This window comes from Chelatococcus asaccharovorans (genome assembly GCF_003201475.1).
Classification (GTDB): domain Bacteria; phylum Pseudomonadota; class Alphaproteobacteria; order Rhizobiales; family Beijerinckiaceae; genus Chelatococcus; species Chelatococcus asaccharovorans.
The window spans coordinates 310,301-336,901 of sequence record NZ_QJJK01000005.1 but is presented as its reverse complement, the minus strand read 5'-3'; the positions used below and the strand labels follow the sequence as shown (position 1 = coordinate 336,901).

Annotated in this window: 22 protein-coding genes; 12 read left to right on the top strand and 10 right to left on the bottom strand. The window is 65.5% G+C overall.

The window, feature by feature from the left end:
• Nucleotides 1-63 precede the first annotated feature (63 nt).
• Nucleotides 64-681: a LysE family translocator gene (locus C7450_RS13730; protein WP_110375151.1), complete on the top strand. Its 618-nt coding sequence runs from the start codon at nucleotides 64-66 to the stop codon at nucleotides 679-681.
• Nucleotides 682-729: 48 nt separating this feature from the next.
• Nucleotides 730-1,242 carry an MmcB family DNA repair protein gene (locus tag C7450_RS13725; RefSeq protein ID WP_110374999.1) on the top strand — a complete coding sequence of 171 codons (513 nt, stop codon included), beginning with the start codon at nucleotides 730-732 and terminating at the stop codon, nucleotides 1,240-1,242.
• A gap of 140 nt (nucleotides 1,243-1,382) precedes the next feature.
• Here C7450_RS13725 and C7450_RS13720 read toward each other — a convergent pair whose 3' ends face one another.
• Both C7450_RS13720 and C7450_RS13715 read right to left on the bottom strand, forming a co-directional pair.
• Nucleotides 1,383-1,937 (bottom strand): ActR/PrrA/RegA family redox response regulator transcription factor, encoded by a 555-nt coding sequence (locus C7450_RS13720; protein ID WP_110374998.1) that lies wholly within the window; start codon nucleotides 1,935-1,937, stop codon nucleotides 1,383-1,385.
• Between the two features lie 379 nt (nucleotides 1,938-2,316).
• Nucleotides 2,317-3,654 (bottom strand): ActS/PrrB/RegB family redox-sensitive histidine kinase, encoded by a 1,338-nt coding sequence (locus tag C7450_RS13715; protein ID WP_110374997.1) that lies wholly within the window; start codon nucleotides 3,652-3,654, stop codon nucleotides 2,317-2,319.
• A gap of 347 nt (nucleotides 3,655-4,001) precedes the next feature.
• On the opposite strand from C7450_RS13715, the gene C7450_RS13710 reads away from it, so the two are divergent.
• The 3 genes from C7450_RS13710 (at nucleotide 4,002) to C7450_RS13700 (ending at nucleotide 6,940) form a co-directional block, all read left to right on the top strand.
• Complete coding sequence (locus tag C7450_RS13710; RefSeq protein WP_110374996.1) at nucleotides 4,002-5,291, top strand: polyhydroxyalkanoate depolymerase; 1,290 nt, start codon at nucleotides 4,002-4,004, stop codon at nucleotides 5,289-5,291.
• A 75-nt stretch (nucleotides 5,292-5,366) separates the two neighbouring features.
• A complete protein-coding gene (locus C7450_RS13705) occupies nucleotides 5,367-6,110 on the top strand; it encodes a M48 family metallopeptidase (protein WP_110374995.1) in 744 nt (247 codons plus the stop codon).
• Between the two features lie 26 nt (nucleotides 6,111-6,136).
• Nucleotides 6,137-6,940, top strand: coding sequence for a 2-keto-4-pentenoate hydratase (locus C7450_RS13700; protein ID WP_110374994.1), 804 nt, complete (start codon nucleotides 6,137-6,139; stop codon nucleotides 6,938-6,940).
• Nucleotides 6,941-6,999: 59 nt separating this feature from the next.
• Here the strand turns inward: C7450_RS13700 and C7450_RS13695 are convergent, their stop codons facing one another.
• The 3 genes from C7450_RS13695 to C7450_RS13685 all read right to left on the bottom strand — a co-directional run bounded on the left by C7450_RS13695 (nucleotide 7,000) and on the right by C7450_RS13685 (nucleotide 10,943).
• Nucleotides 7,000-8,478 carry a mannitol dehydrogenase family protein gene (locus C7450_RS13695; protein ID WP_110374993.1) on the bottom strand — a complete coding sequence of 493 codons (1,479 nt, stop codon included), beginning with the start codon at nucleotides 8,476-8,478 and terminating at the stop codon, nucleotides 7,000-7,002.
• Nucleotides 8,475-9,884 carry a glucuronate isomerase gene (uxaC, locus tag C7450_RS13690; protein WP_110374992.1) on the bottom strand — a complete coding sequence of 470 codons (1,410 nt, stop codon included), beginning with the start codon at nucleotides 9,882-9,884 and terminating at the stop codon, nucleotides 8,475-8,477. The genes C7450_RS13695 and uxaC overlap by 4 nt, the downstream gene beginning before the upstream one ends.
• Nucleotides 9,885-10,007: 123 nt before the next feature.
• On the bottom strand, nucleotides 10,008-10,943 hold the full coding sequence (locus C7450_RS13685; protein ID WP_110374991.1) for an alpha/beta hydrolase: 936 nt from the start codon (nucleotides 10,941-10,943) through the stop codon (nucleotides 10,008-10,010).
• A 379-nt stretch (nucleotides 10,944-11,322) separates the two neighbouring features.
• Between C7450_RS13685 and C7450_RS13680 the strand changes: the two genes are divergently transcribed.
• A complete protein-coding gene (locus C7450_RS13680; RefSeq protein WP_110374990.1) occupies nucleotides 11,323-12,447 on the top strand; it encodes an Ldh family oxidoreductase in 1,125 nt (374 codons plus the stop codon).
• Nucleotides 12,448-12,532: 85 nt separating this feature from the next.
• On the opposite strand, the gene C7450_RS13675 is transcribed toward C7450_RS13680, so the two are convergent.
• Nucleotides 12,533-13,741: a TIGR03862 family flavoprotein gene (locus tag C7450_RS13675; protein ID WP_110374989.1), complete on the bottom strand. Its 1,209-nt coding sequence runs from the start codon at nucleotides 13,739-13,741 to the stop codon at nucleotides 12,533-12,535.
• Between the two features lie 23 nt (nucleotides 13,742-13,764).
• A complete protein-coding gene (argH, locus tag C7450_RS13670; protein WP_110375150.1) occupies nucleotides 13,765-15,129 on the bottom strand; it encodes an argininosuccinate lyase in 1,365 nt (454 codons plus the stop codon).
• 631 nt (nucleotides 15,130-15,760) lie between these two features.
• On the opposite strand from argH, the gene C7450_RS13665 reads away from it, so the two are divergent.
• From C7450_RS13665 to C7450_RS13645, 5 genes are all read left to right on the top strand, one after another.
• On the top strand, nucleotides 15,761-16,933 hold the full coding sequence (locus tag C7450_RS13665) for a hypothetical protein (RefSeq protein ID WP_110374988.1): 1,173 nt from the start codon (nucleotides 15,761-15,763) through the stop codon (nucleotides 16,931-16,933).
• A 106-nt stretch (nucleotides 16,934-17,039) separates the two neighbouring features.
• The gene (locus tag C7450_RS13660) at nucleotides 17,040-18,542 is read left to right on the top strand and encodes a glycosyltransferase family protein (RefSeq protein WP_110374987.1); all 1,503 of its coding nucleotides are present in this window, start codon (nucleotides 17,040-17,042) and stop codon (nucleotides 18,540-18,542) included.
• Nucleotides 18,539-19,261, top strand: coding sequence for a hypothetical protein (locus C7450_RS13655; protein WP_110374986.1), 723 nt, complete (start codon nucleotides 18,539-18,541; stop codon nucleotides 19,259-19,261). The genes C7450_RS13660 and C7450_RS13655 overlap by 4 nt, the downstream gene beginning before the upstream one ends.
• On the top strand, nucleotides 19,261-21,516 hold the full coding sequence (locus C7450_RS13650; RefSeq protein ID WP_110374985.1) for a glycosyltransferase: 2,256 nt from the start codon (nucleotides 19,261-19,263) through the stop codon (nucleotides 21,514-21,516). The genes C7450_RS13655 and C7450_RS13650 overlap by 1 nt, the downstream gene beginning before the upstream one ends.
• A 205-nt stretch (nucleotides 21,517-21,721) precedes the next feature.
• Nucleotides 21,722-22,654 carry an AEC family transporter gene (locus C7450_RS13645; RefSeq protein ID WP_210206438.1) on the top strand — a complete coding sequence of 311 codons (933 nt, stop codon included), beginning with the start codon at nucleotides 21,722-21,724 and terminating at the stop codon, nucleotides 22,652-22,654.
• Between the two features lie 112 nt (nucleotides 22,655-22,766).
• Here the strand turns inward: C7450_RS13645 and fabI are convergent, their stop codons facing one another.
• From fabI to fabA, 3 genes are all read right to left on the bottom strand, one after another.
• Nucleotides 22,767-23,612 carry an enoyl-ACP reductase FabI gene (gene fabI, locus C7450_RS13640; protein ID WP_110374983.1) on the bottom strand — a complete coding sequence of 282 codons (846 nt, stop codon included), beginning with the start codon at nucleotides 23,610-23,612 and terminating at the stop codon, nucleotides 22,767-22,769.
• A 219-nt stretch (nucleotides 23,613-23,831) separates the two neighbouring features.
• A complete protein-coding gene (fabB, locus tag C7450_RS13635) occupies nucleotides 23,832-25,055 on the bottom strand; it encodes a beta-ketoacyl-ACP synthase I (RefSeq protein WP_110375149.1) in 1,224 nt (407 codons plus the stop codon).
• A 121-nt stretch (nucleotides 25,056-25,176) separates the two neighbouring features.
• A complete protein-coding gene (fabA, locus tag C7450_RS13630; RefSeq protein ID WP_110374982.1) occupies nucleotides 25,177-25,701 on the bottom strand; it encodes a 3-hydroxyacyl-[acyl-carrier-protein] dehydratase FabA in 525 nt (174 codons plus the stop codon).
• A 352-nt stretch (nucleotides 25,702-26,053) separates the two neighbouring features.
• On the opposite strand from fabA, the gene irrA reads away from it, so the two are divergent.
• Nucleotides 26,054-26,557 carry an iron response transcriptional regulator IrrA gene (gene irrA / locus C7450_RS13625; protein WP_110374981.1) on the top strand — a complete coding sequence of 168 codons (504 nt, stop codon included), beginning with the start codon at nucleotides 26,054-26,056 and terminating at the stop codon, nucleotides 26,555-26,557.
• The last annotated feature ends 44 nt before the right edge of the window (nucleotides 26,558-26,601 follow it).

Below are 26,601 nucleotides of genomic sequence, written 5' to 3'. Positions count from 1 at the left end.
GGAGCTATTACCATGATGGATGCAGCCTGGCTCACCGACATCGGGCTTGACGCCATGCCGTGGATCAGCCTCGAGGCGTGGCTTGCTTTCGCGGCCGCGTCAGCCGTGATGCTCATCATCCCCGGGCCGACGATCCTGCTCGTCGTCTCCTACGCGCTCGGTCAGGGGCGCCAGGCGGCCATCCCGCTCGTCCTTGGCGTCACATTGGGGGACATCACCGCATTGGTCTGTTCCCTTGCGGGTCTCGGCGCCATTCTCGCCACGTCCGCCCTTGTCTTCACCCTCGTGAAATGGCTGGGCGCAGCCTATCTCATCTATCTCGGCATAAAGCTGTGGCGCGCCGACGCCTCGCTCGCGCATGTCGCCTCACCGACGAAAGCGCGCCCGATGGCCATGTTTTCGCATGCCGCGCTGGTCACGGCCCTCAACCCCAAAGGCATCATCTTTTTCGTCGCCTTTCTCCCGCAGTTCATGGACCAGGGTCGCCCGCTCCTGCCCCAGATGATCATTCTGGCTGTGACTTTCATCGTCCTGGCGTTCTTCAACGCCGCGGGCTACGCGATCCTTGCCTCCTCAGCCCGGCGCCTCGTCACCCGCCCGCGCGTGCTGAAGGCCGCCAATCGCACCGGCGGCAGCCTCCTCGTCTGCGCCGGCATTGCGACGGTGAGCTGGCGGCCGTGATTCGGCGAATCGGCTCGGCGATCGCGCGGATAAGCGTGGAATTGCGGAATGGGTGACGACACGGTCAGCATCCATCAATGGCGCATCGAAGCGTTGGCATTGCGCCTCGCCGACGGCCGCCAGTCGCCGACCGCGCTCAAGATCCAGCGCGGCGTTGGCCGGCTCATGGCGGGCTTGGGCCAGGTTTCAGTGACCGAGTTGACACTGGCCTCCGGGCGGCGCGCCGATGTCATCGCGCTCAGCCCGAACGGCGACATTACCATCGTGGAGGTGAAATCGAGCCTTGCCGATTTTCGGGCCGACACCAAATGGCGGGACTACCAGGCCTTCTGCGACTACCTGTTTTTCGCGGTGGCCGATGACTTCCCGATAGAGGTGCTGCCGGAAGAGGCGGGGCTGATCGTCGCCGATGCCTATGGCGCGGCGATTCTGCATGCGCCGGAGCGAACCCCCTTGGCGGCGGCGCGCCGCAAGGCCGTCACCATCCGTTTCGCGCAGGCCGCGGCGGCCCGGCTGCACAGCCTGACCGATCCCGAGGGGGCGCCAGGCACCTTGCTTTGATCGAGCGTCTTACCGCCGGCGGAGACGCAAGCGCGCTCCAGAGCAAATCCGACATAGATGGAATCGTCTGTACCGTCTATGTCAATGAATTTGCTCGTTAATTTTTGAGCGACGCCAAGTCCGCAAAAGACGGACTTGCTCTATCGCGGCGCACGCTTGGCGAGGATGCGCTGCAAGGTGCGACGATGCATGTTCAATCGCCGGGCGGTCTCCGACACATTGCGGCTGCAGAGTTCGTAAACCCGCTGAATATGCTCCCAGCGGACGCGATCAGCCGACATCGGGTTTTCCGGTAACTGGGCGCGCTCGCCCTGCTGCGCCATGAGGGCAGCGTGGATCTCGTCAGCATCAGCCGGCTTTGCCAGATAATCGAAGGCGCCAAGCTTCACGGCCGTGACGGCTGTCGCAATATTGCCATAGCCCGTGAGCACGATGCAGCGCGCGTCGGGTCGACGCTCCTTCAGGCGCGTGACGACGTCGAGGCCGTTGCCGTCGCCGAGACGCATGTCGATGACGGCAAAGGCCGGTGCCAGTTCGTCGATGGCCGCGAGGCCTTCGGCTACACTCTCGGCCACGCGCACGCCATAGCCACGCGTTTCCATAGCGCGTGCCAATCGCGTCAGAAAAGGCCGATCATCATCAACGATCAGGAGGCTGTTGTCGCCTTCGATCACAGTCTGCTCGGAGTCTACCATCCGGTCACCTCACGCAGGTGGGCCTGTCGATTCCAGGGGGCTCCTTCGATCGCAGAGCCATCCCCGGCTGGAGCAAATCCGGCTTGGATGGCCTCAGTTTCTTCAATCCAGGCCGGTGAATTTGCTCGTCCATTGTTTAGAACGAGCAAGTCCGCAACAGACGGACTTGCTCGAGAGGATGCCGCCACGGAAAAGAATTTGCCTCAGGCGCAACCCGTGCTCCATCACGTCGCAATTGATCGTGTCCCGCCGCGATGGCCCATCCCTAGCCGCCCCTTTGATGTCGATCAATGCCGATCGACCACCAAATAGGCATTTGTGACGTTTTTCTGAAGTCCCTGCGCCCCACTTCAACGCATCGGCCGCCGGATTTTCGACCTCATCGCCACCGTCCGACCTCCGGCAGCGGATCCATGTCACGCTCGAAGACGCTGCGCGGCCATGTCACAGTGACGATGGCGCCAGAGTCCGGTGCAACCGCATTGGTGAACTCGATCGTCGCACCGGAACGCTCGATCAGGGTCTTGGCGATGAAAAGGCCGAGCCCCAGGCCATCACCGGGCTCACCGCCACCGCGCCGGTCGGAGCCACGTGTGGTGACATAGGGATCTCCGAGGCGCAGCAGCACCTCGGGCGCAAAGCCCGGCCCGTCATCGTGAACCACCACGGTGACGGTGTCCTTGGTCCAGGAGGCATCGATGACGACGCCCGAGGTCGCGAAATCGACAGCGTTTTCGACGAGATTCCCGAGACCATAGAGGAGGCCGGGACTGCGGCGGCATACGGGCTGCGCGCCTTCACCGCTCGCATTGAGCGTCAGCGGCGTACCGAAGGAGCGTTGGGGATTCGCGACTTCCTCGATGAGATCGCGCAGCGTCAGGCGTTCGAGCGGCCCGGCCTCGCCGGTGCCAAGCGAGGTCAGGGTGCCGAGGATCTTGCGGCACCGCTCCACCTGCTCGCGCAGGAGCGTGATGTCCTCGGCCATCGGGCCGTCCTTCGGCGCAAGCTTGTCGAGTTCCTTGGCGACGAGCGCAATGGTGGCAAGCGGCGTGCCGAGCTCATGGGCGGCCGCTGCAGCGAGGCCATCGAGCTGCGACAGGTGCTGCTCGCGGGCCAGAACGAATTCCGTGGCGGCCAGCGCGTCGGCGAGCTGCCGCGCTTCCTCCGCGACGCGCCAGGCATAGACGCCGGTGAAGGCAAGGCCGAGCAGAATGGCGCACCAGATTCCGGCCACATAGAGGAAGGGCAGGTGCAGCGTCTCGCCGGGATACCAGGGCAACGGCAAGTGGAAGAAGGCCAGGATGGTCACGCAGACCATCGCCATGCAGCCAAGCGCCAGCGTCCGCCAGGGTTGCAGGGCCGTCGCCGAGATCATCACCGGTGCCAATAGGAGCATCGCGAAGGGATTCTCGAGGCCGCCGGTGAGGTAGAGGAGGACGGACAACTGCAGGATGTCGTAGCCGAGCAGCAGGGAGCCCGCATTCTCGCTCAACCTGTGGCTGATGGGGTAGCGGATGCGGAGCGCGAAGTTCAGCCAGGCGGATACCGCGATGGCGACGAAGCAGAACGCGAAGGGAAAGGGGAAGCCCAGCCCGAAATGCACGCCGACGACCGCGGCACTCTGACCCACGACAGCCAGGGACCGCAGACGGACCAGGGTGTCCACCCTCAGGTGCTGGGCGGTGCGCCGAATGGTTGCTGATTCGTTGACGGCCATGGATCCATCCCGGCCGGGCACGCCCGACTGACAGTCCGGCTAACGCCTGCGGCCTCGCGGCGCAAGCGCTAAGCACAGCTTCTCGTTGGCTTTTTGGAGAATTCCTTATTGCCTCAGCGCAGCTTGATCCCGGTGATCGATGCCGACAGGGGAATTCTCCGCCTGCCTTTGCGGCTGAAGCCGACACGGTCGCCTTGAACGCAAGCGCGCGATTGTGCACTGCATCAGCGCAGACGTGGTTTGAATGATTACAGAAAAAAGGTTAAGATCAAGCGTTGGTTTTGCGACGCAACATCGCGGTGAGCCCTGTTGCGCCTCCCTTTCGCCTCGCCCAACGAGGGTAGAGAATGAATTTTGCCTATTTCTGGTATGAGGCCGCGCATGCTCTTGTCAGCCCGGCCCGCGCCGTCACAGATGCGGCCAGACTCACTTTCAACAATCCGATCAATCCGCTGACTTACACCGCCTATGGGCGCACGATCGCCGCCGCCTGCGAGCTGTTCGAGCGGACGACACGTCGCTACGGCAAGCCGGCTTTCGGCCTGAAGGAAACTGTTGTGAACGGTATGACCTGCCGGATCCGCGAGGAGGTCATCTGGCAGCGGCCGTTCTGCAACCTCCTGCACTTTGATCGCGGCGGCAAGGCAAAGCGGCTCAATCAGCCGAAACTTCTCATCGTCGCGCCTGTCTCGGGGCACTATGCAACGCTTTTGCGCGGAACCGTGGAAGCTTTCCTGCCGACGCACGACGTCTATATCACCGATTGGGTCGATGCCCGTCTGGTGCCGCTCTCCGAGGGGCGTTTCGATCTCGATGACTATATCGACTATGTCACCGAAATGATGCGCGAACTCGCGCCCAACCTGCATGTGCTCGCGGTGTGTCAGCCGTCCGTGCCGGTGATCGCGGCCGTGGCGCTGATGGAGGCGGAGAACGACCCGGATGTGCCGGCCTCGATGATCCATATGGGCGGCCCGATCGACACACGCCGCTCGCCGACGGCCGTCAATCTCCTGGCGCAGGAGCGTGGCACCGACTGGTTCCGGCGCAATTGCATCGTGAAGGTGCCCTTCACGCAGCCAGGCTTCATGCGCGAGGTCTATCCGGGCTTCCTGCAACTCTCGGGCTTCATGGCGATGAACATCGACCGGCACCTGACGGCCCATTGGGAGATGTTCCAGCACCTCGTCGACGGCGACGGCGACTCGGCCGACAAGCAGCGCGAGTTCTACGACGAATATCTCGCCGTGATGGACATGACCGCAGAGTTCTACATGCAGACCATCGATGAAGTGTTCGTGAAGCACAGTCTGCCGAAAGGCGAGATGAAGCACCGGGGCAAGCCCGTCGACCTTGCGGCAATCCGGCGCGTGGCCTTGATGACCGTGGAGGGTGAACGGGACGACATTTCCGGCGTCGGCCAGACGCAGGCCGCCCACGACCTGTGCAGGAACCTTCCCGCCGCGATGAAGCTTCAGCATCTGCAGCCCGGCGTCGGTCACTATGGCGTGTTCAATGGCCGCCGCTTTCACCAGGAAATCGCGCCGAAGATCACGGCCTTCACGCGGAAGTTCAATGGGAACGCGGATGAAGTCCGCCCGGCCGGTCGCGTCAGGGTCAAAGGAGAGGCTGCCTGAGACGGCCCCCGACGATGTGCGGATTGTCATCCCCGCGTGCTATTGATGGCTGACACTCCACAGGCCTGAATCGGCATGCGCATCAGTCTGTTCAAACGGTCAGCCCCGGACCCGGACCATATTGCCGTGCGCCACGGCGCGGAGACGTTCCGCGTCGCCGTGCGGCGGCGTGCGGCGGCGCAACGCTTCACCCTGAGGGTTTCGAACGCGACCGGCGAGGCCGTGCTGACCTTGCCGGAGCGCGGCGACTTGGCCGCGGCGCAGCGCTTCGCCGAATCCCAGAGCGGATGGCTCGCCGTGCGGCTCAAGCGCGTCCCGGACCGTACCCCGTTCGAGGTGGGAGCGCTCGTGCCGCTGCGCGGCGTTCCCCACCGTATCGTCCATTGGTCGACCATACGCGGCGTGCCGGAAGCGACGGTTGACGCCGCCGGTGCCCCCATCCTCGCCGTCACCGGCGAAACGCCGCATGTTTCGCGCCGCGTGATGGACTTTCTCCGGCGCGAAGCCACACGCGACCTGAGCGAGGCGGTCGCACGCCACACGAAGACGCTCGGCATCCCCGCCCGCAGCATCAGCATTCGCGACACCCGGAGCCGCTGGGGGTCATGCTCGGCCCAGGGGCGGCTCAATTTTTCCTGGCGGCTTATCCTGGCGCCGGCTTACGTGCTCGATTATCTCGCCGCCCACGAGGTCGCTCATCTCAAGGAGATGAACCATTCCGAGCGTTTCTGGCGCTTGACGCGCCGGCTCTGCGCCCGCACAGACGAAGCGGAAGCCTGGCTCAAGCGGCATGGATCCTCGCTGCATCGCTTCGGCTGACACCACGCTATCCGGAGGAACGATCCATGAGCGCGCCATCCGCCGTCACCGCCACAGCCCTCGCCTTCGCCAACGCCCGGGCTGAAGCCCGCGCCCTGCCGGCCTTTCCGGGCATCGTCCCGGAGAGTTTTGACACGGCCTATGCTGTGCAGACTGAGGCAATGGGCGCACATCCCGCCAATCTGCGCGGCTGGAAAGTCGCCATGATCAAGCCGGAATGGCGGGCAGCCTTCCCGGCGGAGCGACTGATCGGCCCCGTCTATCGGGTCATCGACGTGCCGAACGGCGGGACCGCGACCATGCCGTCCATCACCGGCGGCTACACAGCCGTGGAAGCAGAATTCGTCGCGGTGATGGCGCAGGATCTGCCACCGCGCGAGACGCCCTATGACGCGGCCGAGATCACTGCGGCGATCAGCGCCGTGCATGTGGGCGCCGAGATTGCCGGTAGCCCGCTCGTCAATCTCAATGACCTGGGGCCGGGCTCGATCATCAGCGATTTCGGCTGCAACGCCGGTGTCGTGCTGGGCCCGGACATCGACGGCTGGCAATCGCGGCCGTGGGCGAGCCTGACTGCGAAATCCTCGGTCAATGATGTGGCTGTCGGCGAAGGCAGCGCGGCCGTGGTGCCGGGCACCCCGGTCGCGGCCGTCGTCTTCCTCGCAAACCTCCTGTCCCGCCAGGGCCGCACCCTCAGGGCGGGGGATCTCGTGTCGACCGGCATGGTGACCGGCATCCACAAGGTCGCGGCCGGTGACCGCGCTGTCATCGATTTCGGCGATTGTGGGCAGTTCGCCATCGATTTTGTGACGGCGAAGCCGATCGATTGACGGTGGGGTTCAGATCCCCCCGCGCGAGGGAGGGACCTGGCGCGCAATTGCCCTAACGTTCAGCCGTAGGTCGCCACGGTCGCCTTGGCGCCGTTGTCGAACAGGCTCGCCAGCGCCGTCGTCACCGCCGTGCGGAAGACGGCATTGGACGCAAGATCCTCGCCAAACACGGCGCGCACGCCGATGAGGGCTGCGACGAGTTTTTCGGCATCCTGGCCGGCAGCATCTGCAAGAGACCTGAATTCCGCCGCCAGCGGATCGCGGACGTCGATCGGCTGGCCCGCTTCGTCGATCCCCGTGACGTAACGCATCCAGGCGGCGACAGCGAGCGCATGACGCTCGACCGGCAGCCCGCGCGCCAGACGGTCGCGGATGGTGCCCAGCAGCCGCTGCGGCAGCTTCTGCGAGCCGTCCATGGCGATCTGCCAGGTGCGATGCTTCAGCGCCGTATTGCGGAAGCGTTCGATGAGGGAGCGCTTGTAGCCGGCGACATCGGCGCCCTCCGGCAGCGTCAGCGTGACGGTGGAATCCTCCATCAGCGCCGCGACATAGGCCGCGATCGCCGCATCGGCCATCGCCTCGGCAACGGTCTCATATCCGGCGAGATAGCCGAGATAGGACAGGGCGGAATGGCTGCCGTTGAGCAGCCGGAGCTTCATGGCCTCATAGGGCGCCACATCCTTCACCAGGGTGGCGCCGACCGTCTCCCAGGCCGGGCGGCCGGAGACGAAGTGATCCTCGATCACCCATTGGGTGAAGGGCTCCGTCATGATCGGCCAGGCGTCGGTCAGGCCCAGCACGCCCGCGACATGGCTGCGATCGGCATCGGTCGTCGCCGGCACGATGCGGTCGATCATCGTGTCGGGACAACTGATGGCCTCCCGCACGTGGCGTCCGAGTCCAGGGGAGACCAAATCGGCGAAGCGGCTCAGGATGCCCTTGAGCGTCTGGCCGTTGGCCGGGAGGTTGTCGCAAGACATCACGGTGAAGGGCCGCGTGCCGGCGGCCTGCCGCCGGGCGATGGCCGCCGTGATGAAGCCCAGCGCCGACCGCGGACGATGCGGATTGGCCAGATCGTGCACCACGTCCGGATGCGCCTCGTCCAGCCGTCCGGTCGCCGGGTCGTGGCAATAGCCCTTCTCTGTGACCGTGAGGCTGATGATGGCCACGTCCGGATCGCTCATGCGGGCGATCAGCGCCTCCGGATCCTCCGGCGCCACCACCACCTCGAGAATGCTGCCGACCACACGCAGCGTCTCACCGGCCGTCTCGCGGACTGCGATGGTGTAGAGACTGTCCTGCGGCGCCAAGGCGTCGCGCGTGTCCGGGCTGCGCAGGCTCGCGCCGACGATGCCCCAGGCGAGATCGCCGGATTTGAGCACATCCTCGGTGTAAACCGCCTGATGCGCCCGGTGGAACGCGCCGATGCCGAGATGGACGATACCGCAGCGGACTTGGGCGCGATCATAGGTCGGGCGTTCGATCGCGGCAGGCAGGCCGCCGAGACGGGCGGCATTGAGGCGGGGCGGATGCGTCACAGCTTGTAGGCCTCCTTGGCCAAGCGGTAGGCGAGATCGTGCGCAACCTCGGCAGCCTCGTCCTCGTCGAGGCGATGCGTCACCACGAGCTCGGCCAGATACGCGCAGTCGACGCGGCGCGCCACATCATGGCGCGCGGGGATGGAGGGAAAGGCGCGGGTGTCGTCGTTGAAACCGACGGTGTTGTAGAATCCGGCCGTTTCCGTCACCAGTTCGCGATAGCGGCGCATGCCCTCCGGGCTGTCGTAGAACCACCAGGCCGGGCCCAGCCTGAGGCAGGGATAGTGGCCGGCGAGGGGTGCAAGCTCCCGCGAATAAGCGGTCTCGTCGAGCGTGAACAGAATGACCGTCAGGTCCCGTTCGTTGCCGAAGCGGTCGAGCAACGGCTTCAGATCGCGCACATAATTGGTGGCGCTCGGGATATCGGCGCCCTTATCGCGGCCGAAGCGCGCGAAGAGGCCGGGGTTGTGGTTGCGCTGGGAACCGGGATGGATCTGCATCACCAGCCCATCCTCGAGGCTGAGCGCTGCCATCTCGGTCAGCATCTGCGCGCGAAACAGTTCCGCATCCTCCGGCGTCACCTGGCCTTGCGCCATCACGCGGGCATAGAGCGCCTCAACCTCGACGGGGGAGAGATCGGCGGTCCGGGCGGTGGGATGGCCGTGGTCGGTCGAGGTCGCGCCGAAGCTCTTGAAGAACTGGCGGCGTTTGCGATGGGCCTCGCGATAGCCGGCGAAGGTGGAGACATCCGTATCTGTGATTTCACCGAAGCGGCGGACATTGTCGCGGAAACCGTCGAAGTCCGGGTCGACGACCGGATCCGGCCGGTAGGCCGTGACGACGCGCCCTTTCCAGCCGCTGTCGCGGATCGCGGCATGGTGGGCGAGATCGTCGAGCGGGCTCTCGGTCGTCGCGATGACCTCGATATTGAACTGCTCGAACAGCGCGCGCGGGCGGAAGGCGTCCGTGGCGAGTTGGCCGGCTATGCTGTCGTAGATCGCATCGGCATTGGCGGCAGAGAGCCGTTCCTTGATGCCGAACAGTGTCGCGAAAGCGTGGTCCATCCACATCCGCGTCGGGGTGCCGCGGAAAAGATGGTAGTTGGCCGCGAACAGCCGCCAGATCTTGCGCGGATCCTCCTCCACCGGGGAGCCATCGACCGTCGGGATGCCGAGATCCTCGAGGCGGATGCCCTGGCTGTAGAGCATGCGGAAGATGTAGTGATCCGGCACGACGAACAGACGCGCCGGATCGGGGAATGCCGAATTTTCGGCATACCAGCGCGGATCCGTGTGGCCGTGCGGGCAGATCAGCGGCAGGTCCTTGACCTCGTTATAGATCCGGCGCGCGACAGCGCGTGTGGCCGCATCGGCCGGAAACAGGCGGTCGTCATGCAATAGGGTCATATCGGGATCCCAGACTTCCCTTGTTGGCAACACGGATCCGCGGCGATCGGGCAGCGCGCCGCTTTGCTCGCCGGGAATGGGCGCAATGGAGTTATCCTGTTTTCTTTCGGCAATAAACAGGCTTCAGCGCGCGAAGTACCCCGCGAGATAGGCGCCCGCGTCGGCCAAGGCCTTGTCCGCCGCCGGCAATTCGGCCGCCATGCGGAGAAAGCCATGCACGACGCCCGGGACGACATCGAGCCGGAAACTCACGCCGGCCTCTGCCAGCGCGGCGCTCAAGGCCAGCGTGTCATCCAGCAACGGGTCGAGCCCCGCGGCATTGAGATAGAGCGGCGGCAGTCCTTTGAGCGGCGCGCGCAGCGGAGCGGCGAGCGAATCCGTATCCTGCGGCAGCGCCCCGAGGAAATTGCCCCAATACCACTGCATGCTGGCTGTCGAGAGCAGGTAGGTGCCATCGCCGAGGCGCGCATGGCTCGCCGTGCCGTGGTCTGGCGCATAGCAGCCATAGAACAGGGCCGCCGTGCGGAGTTGCGGCAGCCCGGCATCCCGCCGCGCCAGAAGCGCCGCCAGCGTAAGGTTGGCGCCCGCGGAATCGCCCGACACCGCGATCCTGGATGCATCAACGCTTTGCCCGAGCCCTCCGTTCTCGACGAAACGGATGGCGGCGAGCACGTCGTCGAGGGGCTTCGGGAAGGGGTGCTCCGGCGCGAGGCGATAGTCGACGCCAAGCACCGCGGCGCCCGATCTCAGGGCGAGCCGGCGCATGGTGCCGTCGTGAGTATCGACGGAGCCGAAGGTCCAGCCGCCGCCGTGGGCGTAGACCACGACAGGCGCGTCCTCGGCGAGGCTCGGCCGGTAGAGCCTGGCGCGCAGCGGGCCATCATCGCCGGGAATCTCCAGATCCGTCACCTCGGCCACGTGCGGCGGTGCGCGGTTGAAGGCCGCATTTCCGGCGGTGAAGATCGCGCGCGCTTCGTCCATGGGCATGGTGCGGTAATCGACGGCGGGAGCCGCCTTGATGCGCGCGAGGATAGGGACGAGGTCGGGATCGACTGTCACGGGACAGACCTTTCGGAACAGGGATGTGGCGCAGGACTGCTGGCGCCAGCGGAGTCGGCGGGGCGCGCATATTCAACGCCGATGAGAACAAGCGTCAAGCCCGCGTCGTGACTGACATGTCACCTGCCAAAAGCCGCTTGCCGCAGGCGCTGCCCGCCGCTATCAGCGACAGGGGTGAAGTCCGAACGCGTGGTTCTGCTCCGACATTTGCATCCGTCTGATACGGGCCTTGGAGCCGATGTCGGAGTCAAGAGAACCACTAGCAAGTTAATAGGTTTAGTGGAGCGAATTTGACATTTGATCTGGAGCCTCATGTCAGGCGGGACTCACATGTCAAATTCGCTCCACTCGCGACAAAAGATCGAGGACAAGGGGCACCATGGACCAGAACGACCCATCCCATCTCAATCCTGCAGCGGGTTACAGCGCCATCAACGCGGAGCCGCGCGTCCGCGCCGAGGACCTGGCGCGCTTCGTGGAAGACGTGTTCCGTCGCATCGGCACGGATGACGCAACCGCAAAGGCCGCGACGCGCGTGATGATGCACGGCAGCCGCCTCGGCGTGGACAGCCACGGCGTCCGGCTGCTGCCGCATTACGTCAGGGAAATCGACGGCAACTGCATCAACAAGGGGCCCCAGCCGCGCTTCACCCAATCGCGCCCCGGGTCCGGCGTCCTTGATGGCGACAACGGGCACGGCGCGCTCGTGGCCTCCGTCGCGATGGACCACGCCATCGCGCTCGCCCGCGAGGCGGGCATCGGCGCGGTCGCCATCCAGCGCTCCAACCATTTCGGCGCCGCTGGCGCCTATCCCATGCAGGCGATCGAGGCCGGGATGATCGGCCTGTCCACCTGCAATTCCGACTCCTTCGTCCATCTGTTCGGCAGCCGCCGCCCCTTCCATGGGACGAACCCCTTCGCCATCGGCGCGCCGGTGCCAGGCCAGCGGCCATGGCTGCTCGACTTCGCCACAAGCTCCATCCCGGCGAACCGCATCATGCTCTATCGCTCGCTTGGCGTGGGCGTGCCGCCTGATACCTCTGTCGACAGCGAGGGCAAGCCGACCACCGATTCCCAACGGGCGACAGGCCTTCTGCCTCTAGGCGGCAGCCTGTTTGGCTTCAAGGGTGCCGGCCTCGGCGGCCTTGCGGAGGTGCTGTCCGCCGCGCTCACGGGCATGCGGGCGAGCATCGACCTGCCGGCCTGGGATAGCGTCGGCACGCCCCGTGAGCTCGGCCAGTTCGTGCTGGCCATCGATCCGGAGGCCTTCGTGCCCCGCGCGGTCTATGACGGCATCATGATCAATTACCTCGCCGCATTGCGTGGCATGGAACCGGCCGAAGGCGCGGAGCCGCCGATGGCGCCGGGTGACCGCGAATGGCGGATCGAGACTGAGCGCGCGGCCAAGGGCATTCCCGTCGATCCCGCGACATTTGCCGCTTTTGCCGCCTTGGGCGAGCGCTTCGGGCTGACGCCGCCCAAGGCCATTCCAGGACAAGCGTGAAACGGTTGTCCGTCGCGAAACACGCAAGATCTGTCGGATGGGGCGTTCCCGTATCATTGGAAAAAGCGGAAACGTCCCGTTGTGATCACGTCGTGAGATAGCGGTCGATGCCCTCGGCGGCCGCAACGGCTGTCGCGAATGTCGCCTGCAGGAGGTAGCCGCCCGTCGGCGCCTCCCAGTCCAGCATCTCGCCGACGGCGAAGACACCCGGCAGGCGGCGCAGCATGAACCGCTCGTCCAGCTCCGAGAGCACGATGCCGCCGGCAGTCGAGATGGCCCGTTCGATGGGATGCGCGCCGTCGAGCACGAGGGGCAAGGCCTTGATATGGCGCGCCAATGCGTCCGCTGTCTGCGGGAAGGGGCCTTTGGGCTCTCGCAACAGCGCCGTGGCCACCGGCGACAGGGCGGCCGCCTTGCGCAGATGATTGGAGAGAGACTGGCTGCCGCGCGGGCGGTTGAGCCGGCGGGTGAGTTCCTCGACCGTCAGGTCCGGGCGCAGGTCGACCACCAGCAAAGCCTTGCCGAAGCGGGCGATGTCCTCGCGCAGGGTATCGGCGAGCGCGTAGACCGCACCGCCTTCGATGCCCTGGCGGGTGATGACGGCCTCGCCCCGCACGCGCCGGCTTGCCGTCATCAGGGCGATCCGCTTGACGGGCGCGCCGGAAAAACGGTCGCGCATGTGATCCGACCAGGAGACGGCAAATCCGCAATTGGCGGGCTGGAAGGCTGCCACGGCGATGCCCGCATCGGCCAGGATGCTGCGCCAGCCGCCGTCGCTGCCGAGGCGCGGCCAGCTCGCGCCGCCAAGCGCCAGGAGCGTCGCGTCCGCTGCGAAGGCGGCCGTTTCGCCACCCGGTCCCTCGATCACGGGGCGGCCTGCCTCGTCGAAGCCGCGCCAGGTGTGGCGCAACCTGATCGCGACCCCCGCGCCGCGGAGCCGCGCCAGCCAGGCCCGCAGGAGCGGAGACGCCTTCATGGCCTTCGGGAAGACACGCCCGCTCGAACCCACGAAGGTCTCGATGCCGAGATCCGCCGCCCAATTGCGGAGATCCGTCGGCGAGAACTGCTCGAGCACGGGCTTCAGCCATGCTTCCGCGCGGCCATAGCGCTTCAGAAACAGCGCCAGCGGTTCGCTGTGGGTGATGTTGAGGCCCCCGCGCCCCGCCAACAGGAATTTGCGGGCCGGGCTCGGCATGCGCTCGAAGATGGTGACGGTGTGACCCTTGCGCGCCAAGCACTCCGCCGCCATCAAGCCGCCCGGGCCGGCACCGATGATCGCAACGCTTTTTGGCATGGACGGGGTGTTCTGCGCCTTGTTCAGAGTTTACTTTTCCACCAGGCGATCTGCTCCGCGACGCAGGCAGGCGCGGTGCCACCGAAGCTGGTGCGCGATTTCACCGAATTGTCCACGCCAAGCACATCATACACCGCCTCGGTGATGCGCGGCTCGACGGCCTTGAAGGCGTTAAGCGGCAGGTCCTCCAGGTCAACGCCTTGCCGTTCGGCTTCCGCCACCAGCCGGCCGGTGACGTGATGCGCATCGCGGAACGGCATGTCGAGCGTCCGCACGAGCCAGTCGGCCAGATCCGTCGCGGTTGCAAAGCCGGCGCCGGCGGCAGCCGCCATGCGTCTTTCATTGACCGAGAGATCCTCGATCATCCCCGCCATGGCCGCGAGAGACAGCTCCAGCGTGTCGACCGCATCGAACAGCCGCTCCTTGTCCTCCTGCATGTCCTTGGAATAGGCAAGCGGCAGGCCCTTCATGACGGTCAGGAGCCCCATCAGGGCGCCGAAGATGCGGCCCGTCTTGGCGCGCACCAGCTCGGCGGCGTCCGGGTTCTTCTTCTGCGGCATGATGCTGGAGCCGGTCGTCCAGCGGTCCGAGAGACGCACGAAAGCGAACTGCGGCGTCATCCACACCACGAGTTCTTCGGCCAGGCGCGACAGATGGACGGCAGCGATCGACGCAACGGTCATATATTCCAGAAGGGAATCCCGGTCCGAGACCGAATCCAGCGAATTGCGCGTCGGCCCGTCGAAACCCAGCGCCTTGGCCGTCATGTGCCTGTCGATGGGAAAGGACGTGCCGGCAAGGGCTGCCGCGCCCAACGGACATTCGTTAAGCCGCTTGCGGGAATCGCGCATCCGGCTGCGATCGCGCCCGATCATCTCGACATAGGCCATGAGATGGTGACCGAATGTCACCGGCTGGGCACTCTGCAGATGCGTGAAGCCGGGCATCACCGTCGCCACATGGCGCTCCGCCTGCGTCAGCAGGGCCCGCATGAGGGCGGTGAATCCTGCTTCGGCGCGGTCATGGGCATCACGCACGAACAGGCGGATGTCGGTGGCGACCTGATCGTTGCGGCTGCGCGCGGTGTGCAGCCGCCCCGCCGCCGGCCCGGCGATCTCGCGCAGGCGCGCCTCGACGTTCATGTGGATGTCTTCGAGGGCCGTGGAGAACGTGAACCGCCCCTCCGCGATTTCGCCGCGCACAGCCTCGAGGCCAAGGTGGATCGCATCCCGGTCCGCCTCGGTGATGATGCCGGTCGCGGCCAGCATGTCGCTATGGGCAAGGGAGCCCGCGATGTCCTCGCCGGCGAGACGCTTGTCGAATCCGATCGAAACGTTGATCGCCTCCATCAGGGCGCTCGGCGAGGCGGAGAACCGCCCACCCCACATGGCGTTGCCGCCATTGGCGCCATCTGTGCTCGCCGTCTTCGGCTCTGCGCTCGGTCCAGTCGTGTCGCGGGTCACTCTCACAACCTCGATTTCTCATTCCTGCCGAAACCGGAAACCGGTTGTCCGGCGAAGGCCGCGGGCAGCAGCCCGCAACCCATGCAGGGCATCATGAAACGCATGCATTTTCCACCAGGATTCTCAGACCGGTCGAAGAATGCCCCCCTCGGCAGGGATGGCGGCTGATCGCGAATGGATCATCCATGCCAGCGCGACATAAGCCAGCCAGGCGCTATGCGCAAGGCGCCACGCCATCGGCGCGAACTGCAGGCGATGCGACATCGTCTGCGCTGGTCGCGCTCGCCCCCCACGCGCGCAGGTTCCATAAAATGTCTAAGATTAGGAAATCATTATCGATGCACGTTCTCAGCCATTGATTTATAGTGTGGATAGTCAATCGCCATTGATCCATCATCGTCAATCTGGAATAAACAATTATAATAACCCCCGGTACGCGAAACAATATCAAAACATAATAAACATTATATTGATTTCAGCGCCCTATTAGGAATATATTAATATATATTAACTATATGTCATTCTTATTTATTATCATTTCATTGATGAGATTGCCGTGGTTGCTCGCGAGCCTTCAGCGCGCACGCCTCAATCGGAGCAGCGTGCGACGGGAACAGACAATACGCCGTCTTCAAACCGGCATCGCCTGACCCTGGCGGACGCTGCCGATGATCGGACGGTCGCCGGCGAATCGGATCAGAGCCCCGCGCTTGGCGAGGCGCCACCCGGCCGCAATGCCGCGGCGGAACCGGCCCCAGCGTGTCACATCGTCGAGAGTGTCGGCGGCCGGGCCTTGAGCCGCCATCTGGCACCACCGGTTCCACCGGCGCGCATCATCTTTGACCTCAGCGCCCTCGTCGAAGCCGCAGAAAGCGCCCGGCTCATCGAAGCCTGCCTGCGCAGCACGGAGCTCACCAGCGTCGTCCTCGTGGATGGGCCGCTGGCACGCAGGTTCGCCGGCTTACTTCTCAACCGCATCCCTGACATCAACGTCCTGTATATCCTCAACGCGGGCCTCTGCTGGCAATCCGGCGATTGGGAGGCGCTACGGGATCTCGTCGGCTTCCAGCGCCACGACCCTGACCGGCTCAAGCTCCTCACCATCGACGACGCCCTGACGGGCGCCGTCACCGCGCTCGGCGGATCGGCCCTGCCGTGCCGGTTGCGCCCTGTATCGGCGCGCCGGCGCCCACGCATGGGACGTGTGGCCCTGCTGATCGGGCGCGGGACCGGAGAAACGCCCTCCCACGGCCATGTCGCCGCCATCGCGGCCATTGCGGTGGCGGAGGCGGGCGATCGCGTGGGCGCTATCCTCGTGCCCGAGGAGATGGCCCACCTCACAGCGCTGCTGAAATCGTTCGGCTTGGGAAAGAGGTTGTTGCCCTATCTCACCGTCGAGGATGCGCTCGCGCGGCTCGCCGGAACACCCGTGGTCTATGTCGCGCCGTTTCCCGATGGCGTCGTGGACCTCGAGGCGCTCGTCGTCCTGGACCAGGGAGGGCTCGTCCTCGTCGGCCCGGGCGCTGTCCCGCTGCCTGACGCGGTTGCCGATGCGATGTCCTCTCCCTACTGGGAGCAGGCGGACGAGCTCGGCGTGATGCTCGGCGCGCTCGTACAAGGCTACCACAAGCAATGGGCGATGCTGCACGACAGCATCCGCGAGGCTTCACGCGCCCCTGCCGCCGATAGAGCGACGGCTTCCCCGCTCCTGATGTCCCCGGCGGCCTGACGTCATGCGTGGCCAGCTATCCCTCCTCCTCCGCCGCCTTGTCCGGCAACTGCCTGGGCGAGCGGGTCCGCGCGCCTCGCGTGCCAGCCTGCAGGCGGCACAAGCCATGCGGCCGGCGCCAGGCGAAACCCTTGTCGTGCCGGTGCCGTCCATCCTGGCACGCTGGCTGCCGGACGAACCGGTCATCGTCACCGGCGCCACGACAGCCCTCGGCAGATCGATCGATCTCGCGGCGCTCCCACTGCCGACCGGCGGCGAACGCATCCGCAACCTGCGCATCGGCCACGGCGTTCACCTGCCCTACGCGATCCGTCTCACGGCAGGCGACGTGATGCGTCTGCCCTTCACCGGCGGCCAGGTGGAACTCTTGAGCCACCCCCTTGCAGGCAAGGTGCGCATCGACGCAGCCGATTGCCCGCCGCTGATCGTGACGCTCGACGATACGACCGCCCGCCCGGTGGGCACTGGCCCGGCGGCGCGGGCGGTGCGGGCCGGCCAGCGCCGAACCAGCGCGCGACAGCTCCGACTCAAAGCCCTGGAAAGCGCGCTCGACCGCCATATCGCCACGGCGATGGCCGCTCCCACACAGTCCGACGCGCAGGCCGTGACGTTGGCGCTCTATACGCCACGCTGGCGCGGACCGGCGGCGGCAACCGTCAATCTCTTCAATCGCGCGCTGCCCATTCCCGTCGACGACAGCCATCCGGAAGATCTCTCTGCGGCGGAGATCGAGACCTGTGCCGCACGCATCGCCTATCTGCCGATCGACCGGCTGGTGATGTCGGGTTGCGATCCTTCCATGCGCAAGCTGGTCGAGGCCATCCGCCGACGTCGCCCTATCGCGACCGATCTGCTTTGGCATTCGAGCTTCCTGCAGATGGGCGAGCCAGCGGACTGGGGCCTTCTCCAGATGTGGCTCGACGCCGCAAGCGCGGGACATATCCGCCGCATCGGGGTGGTGAAGAAGGGGCTCGACGGCTTCCTGCGGTCGCTGGGCTTCGACGCGGCCTTTGTGCAGAATCGTGTCGCCGTCGACCCCGCCGGCATCCGTCCCACCGACGCTCGCGATAGCGCCGGCATCTGGCTGTCCGGCTCGTCACACTACCGCAAGCTGCCCTACGCAACGCTTTGCGCGCTCTCGGAGCTCCGCCACATCACCGTCAGCGGCGCCGGCTTTGACAGCCGCGCCCTGGCGTTGATCGAGGAGCTAGGCCTCAGGATCGGCGAGATTTCGCCCGATCCGCTCAGGCCGGGGGATCTCCGGGCGGCCCTGCGCAAGACAGCGATCACCTTGTCCATCACGACCTCGGAATGCCTCCCGATGCTGCCTCTCGAAAGCTTGGCCGAAGGCGTGCCCTGCCTCATCGGTCCCTCCTGCCACCTGTTTCGTGACCATCCGGAACTGCGCGCCGTCTATGTCGCCGATCGGCCGGGACAGCCGCATCAGCTCGCCGGGAAGATACGTGATGCCCTGGCGGCGACCGGTGAGCTCTTCCCCAAACTCACAGCCTATATGACCGCCTGGAACGAGGCGTCTGTCGCCAGCGTCGATGCCCTCATTTGCGGAGGCTCTGCGCATCGGGTGGCAAGCCGGAGAACGTCCGTATGAGTTTGACTGTCGACAGCATGAAGCGGGTCTACCGCCTCATCCGCCGCATTCCCGTCGCCGGACTGGTGATCACCGGGATCGTCCGCCTCGGCAAGGCATTGCTTCTTCCAGCCGGACCGGGCTTCGACGGCCTGGCAGACGAAGTCCATGTCGTGGGCGCCTCCCTCCAGGCGCTCAGGGCCGACGTCGACCAACTCGCGCTGGCAGTCGTCGCCCTCAATGCGGCACAGACGGGTCGGGCGCCGCGCATGCTGCTGGCGACGAGGCCGACGAATCTCGCTGCTGAGGCCAGCACGGACATAACCGCCACTCTCGTGCGGGACGAGGCAACCCCGCCCCAACAAATCGCCTTCAATCCCGAGGCCGGAGATCCGTCCGGGCTGATCGCGGAAATCATCGCCTGTTCGCCGGCCGCGCTCAGTGCAGCGACAATCCCGCTCTCGGGATGCGAGACACCGGAGGCATTACGCGAACTCGCCCAGGCGCTCGCGAAGGCCATGCGCGATCGCGCCGTCCTTTGTCTCCGGCTCCTCGACCGCCTGTCGATCTTCCTGGCCGCCCCCCGCGACGGCGAGGCAGGCCATGAGGCAAGACAGATATCGCCCCAGCTCCTGCTCGAGATCTTCGAGCGGCAGGGCTGTCGGCTCATCGGACTTCGACGCGGTACGGCGGGTACCTGGCCGACCGTCGACCTCATCATCGAAATGCGAGAGTCGTGATGCATAGGCAGCAGCTTCCCACCGTCAGCGTGATCATCAATACCCTGAACCGCGCATCCTATCTGGCCAATACCTTGGCGGCGCTCAAACTGCAGCGCTATGCGAACTTCGAGGTCATCGTCGTGAACGGCCCCTCCGAGGACGGGACGGACGCGATTCTGGCGGCCTTCGGCGATACCATCCGCGTCGCCCGCTGCGATATCGCCAACCTGTCGGCGTCGCGCAATATCGGCCTTGGGCTGGCCTGCGGCGAGATCGTCGCCTTCCTTGACGACGACGCCATTCCCGAGCCCACCTGGCTCGAAGCGCTCGTCAGACCGTTCGAGGATCCGCAGGTTGGAGCGGCCGGCGGCTTCATCCGCGACCATACGGGTGTCGGCTTCCAGGTGCGCGTCGTCACCTGCGACCGGACGGGCCGACTCGAGACGTTCATGAGCGAGCGGTCGGCCAATCTCGACCAGCGCCCCGGCGCGGACCGCGTGCTATCGGCGACCGGTGCCAATGTCGCCTTCCGGCGCGACCTGATCGTGGAACTCGGGGGGTTCGACGAGAACTATCGCTATCTCCTGGAGGAGACGGATCTCAATTTCCGCATCATGGACGCAGGCTATCGCAATGTCGCGGTTCCCCAGGCCGAGGTGCACCACAAATATGCACCCAGCCACATCCGCAACGCCGCACGTGTCCCCCAATCGCTCTATGCCATTTCGCGCAGCACCTATTACTTTGCCCTGCGCCACGGCACGGGCCATGTCGACCCCGCGCTCATCGAGAAGCGCCTTGCCCGCTTCCGGCGCGATCGCAGCCGGGATATCGCGCTGCTGGCGCGCGAAGGTCATATCGACCTCGCGCGGAAGGCTTCGCTCATCACCGATCTCGTGCAAGGGGAAGCTGATGGCCGGGCCGCTGCCGCACGGCTGCCGCTCACCCCACTGACGCCGCCGGTCGCCGCACCCATGGTGTTCCGGCCGAGCCGCCTGCGCGTCGACGGCGAGAGGCTGCGCATCTGCCTGCTCTCCCAGCAATACACGGCCGGCCCCATGGGCGGCATCGGCAACTGGACGCAAACCCTTGCGGAAGGCCTCGCGGCCGAGGGGCATGAGATCTCGGTGATCGCCGACGCCGCGCCGGGCCATGGCGAAAGCGTCGACTTCGAGCGCGGCGTCTTCGTGCATCGGCTCACGCATCGCCGCACCATCAGCCCGTCACGTCTGAAGCTGCCGTCCGCCGTGCGTCACCTCGAGGGGCGTTCGGTCCGCTGCTTCGACGAGGCGATGCGCATCCATTCCCTGCGGGGGCTCGATCTCGTCTCCGGACCGATCTGGGACCTCGAACCCTTCGCCTGCCTGACGAGCGGGCTTTTGCCTACGGCGGTATCGCTTCACACCACCTACGGCCTCGCGCGGCCGCACAAGCCGGATTGGCAGGCAGGGGACGTCATACAGCAGACGATGCTCGACGAGGTCGTCGCCGCCGAACGCTGGATATTGGCCAACGCGCCGTTCCTTCTGTCCAACTCAAGCCCGATCATCAACGATCTGGAGCAGGTCTATAAACTGCCAGGCCTGCTCGGCCCGCGCGCAACCCTCGTGCCGCACGGCGTACCGGACCGCCGCAGCCAATCCCCCATGCCGCCGAACAACGACGGCCGTGTGACGGCGGTGTTCATCGGCCGGCTGGAACCGCGCAAGGGCGCCGACGCCCTGCTGGCGGCCGCGCCGCTGCTGCTTGATGCAGTGCCGAACCTCGATCTGGTGCTGGTCGGCCAGGACGTGCCGATCGACGCCTCCGGGGCGACGCTGCGGCAGCGCTTTCTTGCGAAAGCCGAGCCCGAAACGGTGGCGCGCGTCACCTTCTGCGGCAACGTGCCGGCGGATGAGCTGCGCGCCTGGTATGAACGCGCGGATTTCATCCTCGCGCCGTCGCGCTACGAATCCTTCGGACTCGTCTATGTCGAGGCAATGATGCACGGCAAGGCCGTGATCGCCGGGGCTCAGGGCGGCGGGGCGGATATCGTGCTCCCCGGGGAGACGGGGCTGCTCGTCAATCCCGACGACATGGAGGATTTCATCGACGCGATGGTCCAGCTCGCGCTTTCTCCCCATGACCGTGAGCGCATGGGGCGCGGCGGGCGCAAACGCTACGAGGATCATTTCAGCGTCGCGGCGATGGTCAGCGGCGTGGAAGCCGCCTTCGCGCAGTGGATCCACACGCTACGATCCTTCGATCGCCCCTTTGCCTGCCTGCGCACCTGAACATCGACCGTCAGCATGAGCCAGCGTCGCCCCGGCCTTGCATGGGTCGCACTGGCCGGGCCCCACGCGATCGCGTAGAGACGAGGCAAAGCGATTGCGGCCGGGGTCGGTTCGACACAATGCTCCTCCGACAGTGCGCGCGGCAGCTATCTATCGGCCTGCTGCGGGAGAGCATGCTCCGCTGCGTTTGATGTGGAGCCCGCGTTTGCAGACGGTCCTGGCGACGGTTTTTCCGGTGTTTGCACTGATCGCGCTCGGATTCGGCGCCGCCAAGGTCAATATTCTTGCGCCTCAATCCACCGACGTGCTCAACCGCTTTGTCATCTATCTCGCGCTGCCGGCCATGCTGTTTCGCGCGATGGTCGGGACCGACTGGGCGATGCTCGGCAACGGGCCCTATATCCTCTCCTTCGGCGGCGGCATGATCGCCACCTTCGCCCTGATGATGCTGTTCTCGATGCGGTCGCGCGCCAGCCTCGCCGACCGCGCCGTCAACGCGCTCGCCGCCTCCTATCCCAACACGGGCTACATGGGCCTGCCACTCGCCCTGATGGCCTTCGGCGCACCGAGCCTGCCCGCGGCGGCGGTCGCCATGCTGATGACGACCTGCGTCATCTTCGGCATCGCGATCGTGTTCATCGAGATGGATCGGGCGACGACACCGAGCCTCGCGCACACCCTCGCCAAGGTCGCCTGGGGCCTCCTGAAGAATCCGCTGATGCTCTCGCCGGTTCTGGGGGCCGCCTATTCCGCATCGGGCATCGGCCTGCCCGTGGCCATCGACCGCTTCCTCGAACTGCTCGGCGGATCGGCAAGCCCCTGCGCGCTCGTGACGATCGGGCTGTTTCTCGCGGAGAGGCAGACCGTCGTTCCGCATGGCGGCGTGTGGGGCGTCGTCCTGCTCAAGCTCTTCGTGCAGCCCGCCATCACGGGTTTTCTGGCCTTCCGCGTGTTCGAGCTGCCCCCTATCTGGGCGAGCACGGCGCTGCTCCTGAGCGCCCTGCCCATCGGCACCGGCCCGTTCATGCTCGCCAAATATTACAGGCTGGACGCCGGCGTCACCTCGCGTGCGATCCTCCTCACCACGCTCGGCTCGGTGGTGACCACCGCACTCCTCGTGGCCTGGCTCGTGCCGTAGCGCAAGTCCGCCTGTTGCGGATTGGCTCCGCTCAAAAATTGACCTTTGTTTTTACGCATTTTCTTCACGCGAACCGGTGTCCACTTCGCTCGAAAATGCTCTGGCCGCGGGTTCAGTCCGCCTCGGCCACTGCCTCAGCGACCGTTTCCGCGGCCTCCTGCGCCTTGAGCACCTCAGGGCGCGGCATGGAGATGATGTTGTAGCCGGAATCGACGTAATGGATTTCCCCGGTCACCCCGGTCGACAGGTCCGACAGGAGATAGACCGCGGCGCCGCCGATCTCCTCGATCGTCACCGTCCGGCGCAGCGGCGCGTGGGCGCGCTGGTAGTTGAACATGAGCCGCGCATCGCTGATACCCGCGCCGGCCAGGGTCCGGACCGGACCGGCCGATATGGCATTGACGCGAATGCCCTCGGCGCCGAAGTCGCCGGCCAGATAGCGCACGCCCGCTTCGAGAGCCGCCTTGGCGACGCCCATGACGTTATAGTTCGGCATCACGCGGGTCGAACCACCATAGGTCAGCGTGAGCAGCGATCCGCCCTTCGGCATCATCGCCGCGGCCCGTTTGGCGATCTCGGTGAAGGAAAAGCAGGAAATCAGCATGGTGCGCGAGAAGTTCTCGCGGGAGGTGTCGGCATAGCGCCCCTTGAGCTCCGACTTGTCGGAGAAGGCAATGGCGTGCACCACGAAATCGAGTGCCCCCCACTTCTCCTGAAGAGCCGCGAACACCCCGTCCACGGAGGCCAGATCTTCGACATCGCATGGCAGAACCAGGGACGAGCCGACCGATTCGGCGAGCGGCGCCACGCGCTTGCGCAGCGCTTCGCCCTGGTAGGTGAAGGCGAGTTCGGCGCCGTGGTCGCTCAGGGTTTTGGCAATGCCCCAGGCAATGGAATGGTCGTTGGCAACGCCCATCACGAGACCGCGTTTTCCGTGCATCAGCCCCGTGGCGACCATTCCTGAAGTCCTTGCTGCTGAGTTGCTGTTCAATCGTGCCGTCCAGGGGCGGCCTCACGCACAATGGCCGTCCTTCGTTTTACCGATGCGCACCACGCGCGCGATCATCGCGGGGAAACTTGGCCTGAAACGCAAGGCGGAGTGGCCGCCTCGCCGCCATTACGCCACCTGCCGCACTGCAATCCGTCACCCGCCGACGGGTGAGCGGCGACACGCCCGTTACAGATCGACATGCTTCATGACGATCGTCGCGTTGGTCCCACCGAAACCGAAGGAGTTCGACAGCACGCAGCCGAGCTTGACGTCGTCGATCCGCTTGCGAACGATGGGCATGTCAGCGAAGAGCGGATCGATGTCCTCGATATTGGCGCTCTCGCAGATGAAGCCGTTGTTCATCATGAGGAGCGAATAAATCGCCTCCTGCACACCCGTCGCGCCGAGGGAATGCCCCGTGAGGGACTTGGTTGCGGCGATCGGTGGACATGTCTCCCCCGAGCCGAACACCGCGCGGATTGCCTCGATCTCCTTCTCGTCGCCAACAGGCGTCGAGGTGGCATGAGGGTTGATATAGTCGACCGGCACCTTCACGGTGTCCAGGGCCATGCGCATGCAGCGCACCGCGCCCTCGCCCGAAGGCGCCACCATGTCGTAGCCATCCGAGGTCGCGCCATAGCCGACGATCTCGCCATAGATCTTGGCGCCACGGGCTCTCGCATGCGCGAGCTCCTCGAGCACCAGCACGCCCGCACCGCCGGCGATCACGAAACCGTCGCGGTTCTTGTCATAGGCGCGCGACGCGGCATGGGGACGGTCGTTGTATTTCGAGGACATGGCACCCATGGCATCGAACAGCACCGAGAGCGTCCAGTCGAGCTCTTCGCAGCCACCGGCGAAGATGACGTCCTGCTTGCCCATCTGAATCGTCTCGTAGGCATTGCCGATGCAATGATTCGACGTCGCGCAGGCCGATGAGATCGAATAGTTCACACCCTTGATCTTGAACCAGGTGGCGAGCGTCGCCGAGGCGGTCGACGACATGGCCTTGGGCACGGCGAAGGGACCAACGCGCTTCGGACCCTTCGAACGGGTGATGTCGGCGGCATCCACAATGGCCCGTGCAGACGGGCCACCCGACCCCATGATGATGCCCGTGCGAATATTGGACACCTCGTTCGGCTCCAGTCCGGAATCGAGGATAGCCTGCTCCATGGCTACGTGATTCCAGGCCGCACCCTCACCGAGGAAACGCATCGCACGCCGATCGACCACCTGCGCGGGGTCCATCGTCGGTGCACCGTGAACCTGGCAGCGGAAGCCGAGCCTGGCGTAGTCGTCCGCAAAGACGATGCCGGAGCGCGCTTCGCGCAGCGATGCAAGCACCTCCTGCGTGTTGTTGCCGATGGACGAGACGATGCCCATCCCCGTCACCACAACGCGTTTCATCGCAATATCCTCTGCTTTGCCTTCGACCTCGCGGCCATTTCTGCCCCGCGATATGGCCACTCGGCGCCGTCAAGTCCAGCCTCTTCTCTCAATCCGGCTGCGACGCGGCGCACGTGACGGGTCAGCCGCCCTGGGCGTCCGCCTGCACCTGGAAAAGACCGACACGCAGATCCTGCGCGAGGTAAATGCGCTTGCCATCCGCTTCCAGCCAGCCGTCGGCAATGCCGAGAACCAGCTTGGAGCGGAAGACGCGCTTCAGGTCGATACCGTAGACGACCTTCTTGACGGTCGGCAGCACCTGGTCGACGAATTTGACCTCGCCAACCCCGAGCGCCCGCCCGCGCCCGGGCGCGCCGAGCCAGCCGAGATAGAAGCCGACGAGTTGCCACAGCGCATCGAGCCCGAGGCAACCTGGCATCACCGGGTCGCCTTTGAAGTGGCAGGGAAAGAACCAGAGGTCCGGCCTGACGTCCAATTCGGCGCGCACCAATCCCTTGCCGGCCGCCCCGCCGGTTTCCGCGATTTCCGAAATTCGATCGAACATCAGCATCGGCGGCAGAGGAAGCTGCGCATTGCCAGGGCCGAACATCTCGCCGCGGCCGCAGGCCAGAAGCTCCTCGTAGTTAAAACTGGACTGCCGCTCCATATCCTTCAGGCAACCTCTTCATCATTTTGCCGCGTTTCGCTGGCTCCTTCGAAGCCGGCTCATTCACCGATGTCGTAACATACAGCCTTGATGGCCGAAAGCGGGGCTGCAGCGTTTTAGCGCAGGATGCCGGGCCTTTGGCCCCCCGGCAGGCTGCAATCTTGGCGTCCCGACAGCGATTGTCGTTAGCCGCGAGCACCATAGCAATGTCCGCGCGGGCCTCGGCCTGATCGATGGCTGCCCGACATTTGATGGCCCTTCCCTGGGGGGCGGGTTGCGGCGGAAGGCTGAAGTTCTTATTGTTATAAGGTGATAAGCCGCCTTGGCTCTTGAAAATTGGAAAGTGGAACGAATGACGGAGGCCGTACAGGTCCGCGTTGCGCGTGATTCGAGCGACACTTCGAACCATGCGGGCGGAGCGATCGCCGATCGGTCGCCGCGAACCGGCTGCCCAGTCCATGAATTGCGCGAGCATCTGCGCAAGGCGGGGTTGCGCCCGACGCGCCAACGCATTTCCTTGGGCTGGCTGCTCTTTGCAAAGGGTGACCGGCACGTGTCTGCCGAGATGCTCTATGAGGAGGCGACGCTCGCTCGCGTGCCCGTGTCGCTGGCTACAGTCTACAACACCCTCCACCAGTTCACCGAGGCTGGCCTCCTGCGCGAACTCGCCGTCGACGGATCGAAAACCTATTTCGATACCAACGTGTCCGACCATCACCACTTCTTCCTGGAAGGGGATGACACGCTTATGGATATCCCGTCGCCCGCCATTGCGGTCAGCGATCTTCCCGAGCCACCTCCCGGCATGGAGGTCGCGCGCGTGGACGTCATCGTCCGCCTGCGTCGGAAGGCCTGATTCCCGCGTTTCGCTTGCCAAGCCCGGAGCCGGCCACGGATGGA

Coding starts and splice junctions, on each gene's coding strand:
- argH (WP_110375150.1), bottom strand. CDS start 15,129: ATGTGGGGTGGGCGGTTCTCCGCCTCGCCGAGCGCCCTGATGGAGGCG.
- irrA (WP_110374981.1), top strand. CDS start 26,054: ATGACGGAGGCCGTACAGGTCCGCGTTGCGCGTGATTCGAGCGACACT.
- fabB (WP_110375149.1), bottom strand. CDS start 25,055: ATGAAACGCGTTGTGGTGACGGGGATGGGCATCGTCTCGTCCATCGGC.
- C7450_RS13720 (WP_110374998.1), bottom strand. CDS start 1,937: ATGGTAGACTCCGAGCAGACTGTGATCGAAGGCGACAACAGCCTCCTG.
- C7450_RS13700 (WP_110374994.1), top strand. CDS start 6,137: ATGAGCGCGCCATCCGCCGTCACCGCCACAGCCCTCGCCTTCGCCAAC.
- uxaC (WP_110374992.1), bottom strand. CDS start 9,884: ATGACCCTATTGCATGACGACCGCCTGTTTCCGGCCGATGCGGCCACA.
- fabA (WP_110374982.1), bottom strand. CDS start 25,701: ATGGAGCGGCAGTCCAGTTTTAACTACGAGGAGCTTCTGGCCTGCGGC.
- C7450_RS13650 (WP_110374985.1), top strand. CDS start 19,261: ATGCATAGGCAGCAGCTTCCCACCGTCAGCGTGATCATCAATACCCTG.
- C7450_RS13680 (WP_110374990.1), top strand. CDS start 11,323: ATGGACCAGAACGACCCATCCCATCTCAATCCTGCAGCGGGTTACAGC.
- C7450_RS13660 (WP_110374987.1), top strand. CDS start 17,040: ATGCGGCCGGCGCCAGGCGAAACCCTTGTCGTGCCGGTGCCGTCCATC.
- C7450_RS13715 (WP_110374997.1), bottom strand. CDS start 3,654: ATGGCCGTCAACGAATCAGCAACCATTCGGCGCACCGCCCAGCACCTG.
- C7450_RS13675 (WP_110374989.1), bottom strand. CDS start 13,741: ATGCCAAAAAGCGTTGCGATCATCGGTGCCGGCCCGGGCGGCTTGATG.
- C7450_RS13725 (WP_110374999.1), top strand. CDS start 730: ATGGGTGACGACACGGTCAGCATCCATCAATGGCGCATCGAAGCGTTG.
- C7450_RS13655 (WP_110374986.1), top strand. CDS start 18,539: ATGAGTTTGACTGTCGACAGCATGAAGCGGGTCTACCGCCTCATCCGC.
- C7450_RS13705 (WP_110374995.1), top strand. CDS start 5,367: ATGCGCATCAGTCTGTTCAAACGGTCAGCCCCGGACCCGGACCATATT.
- fabI (WP_110374983.1), bottom strand. CDS start 23,612: ATGGTCGCCACGGGGCTGATGCACGGAAAACGCGGTCTCGTGATGGGC.
- C7450_RS13710 (WP_110374996.1), top strand. CDS start 4,002: ATGAATTTTGCCTATTTCTGGTATGAGGCCGCGCATGCTCTTGTCAGC.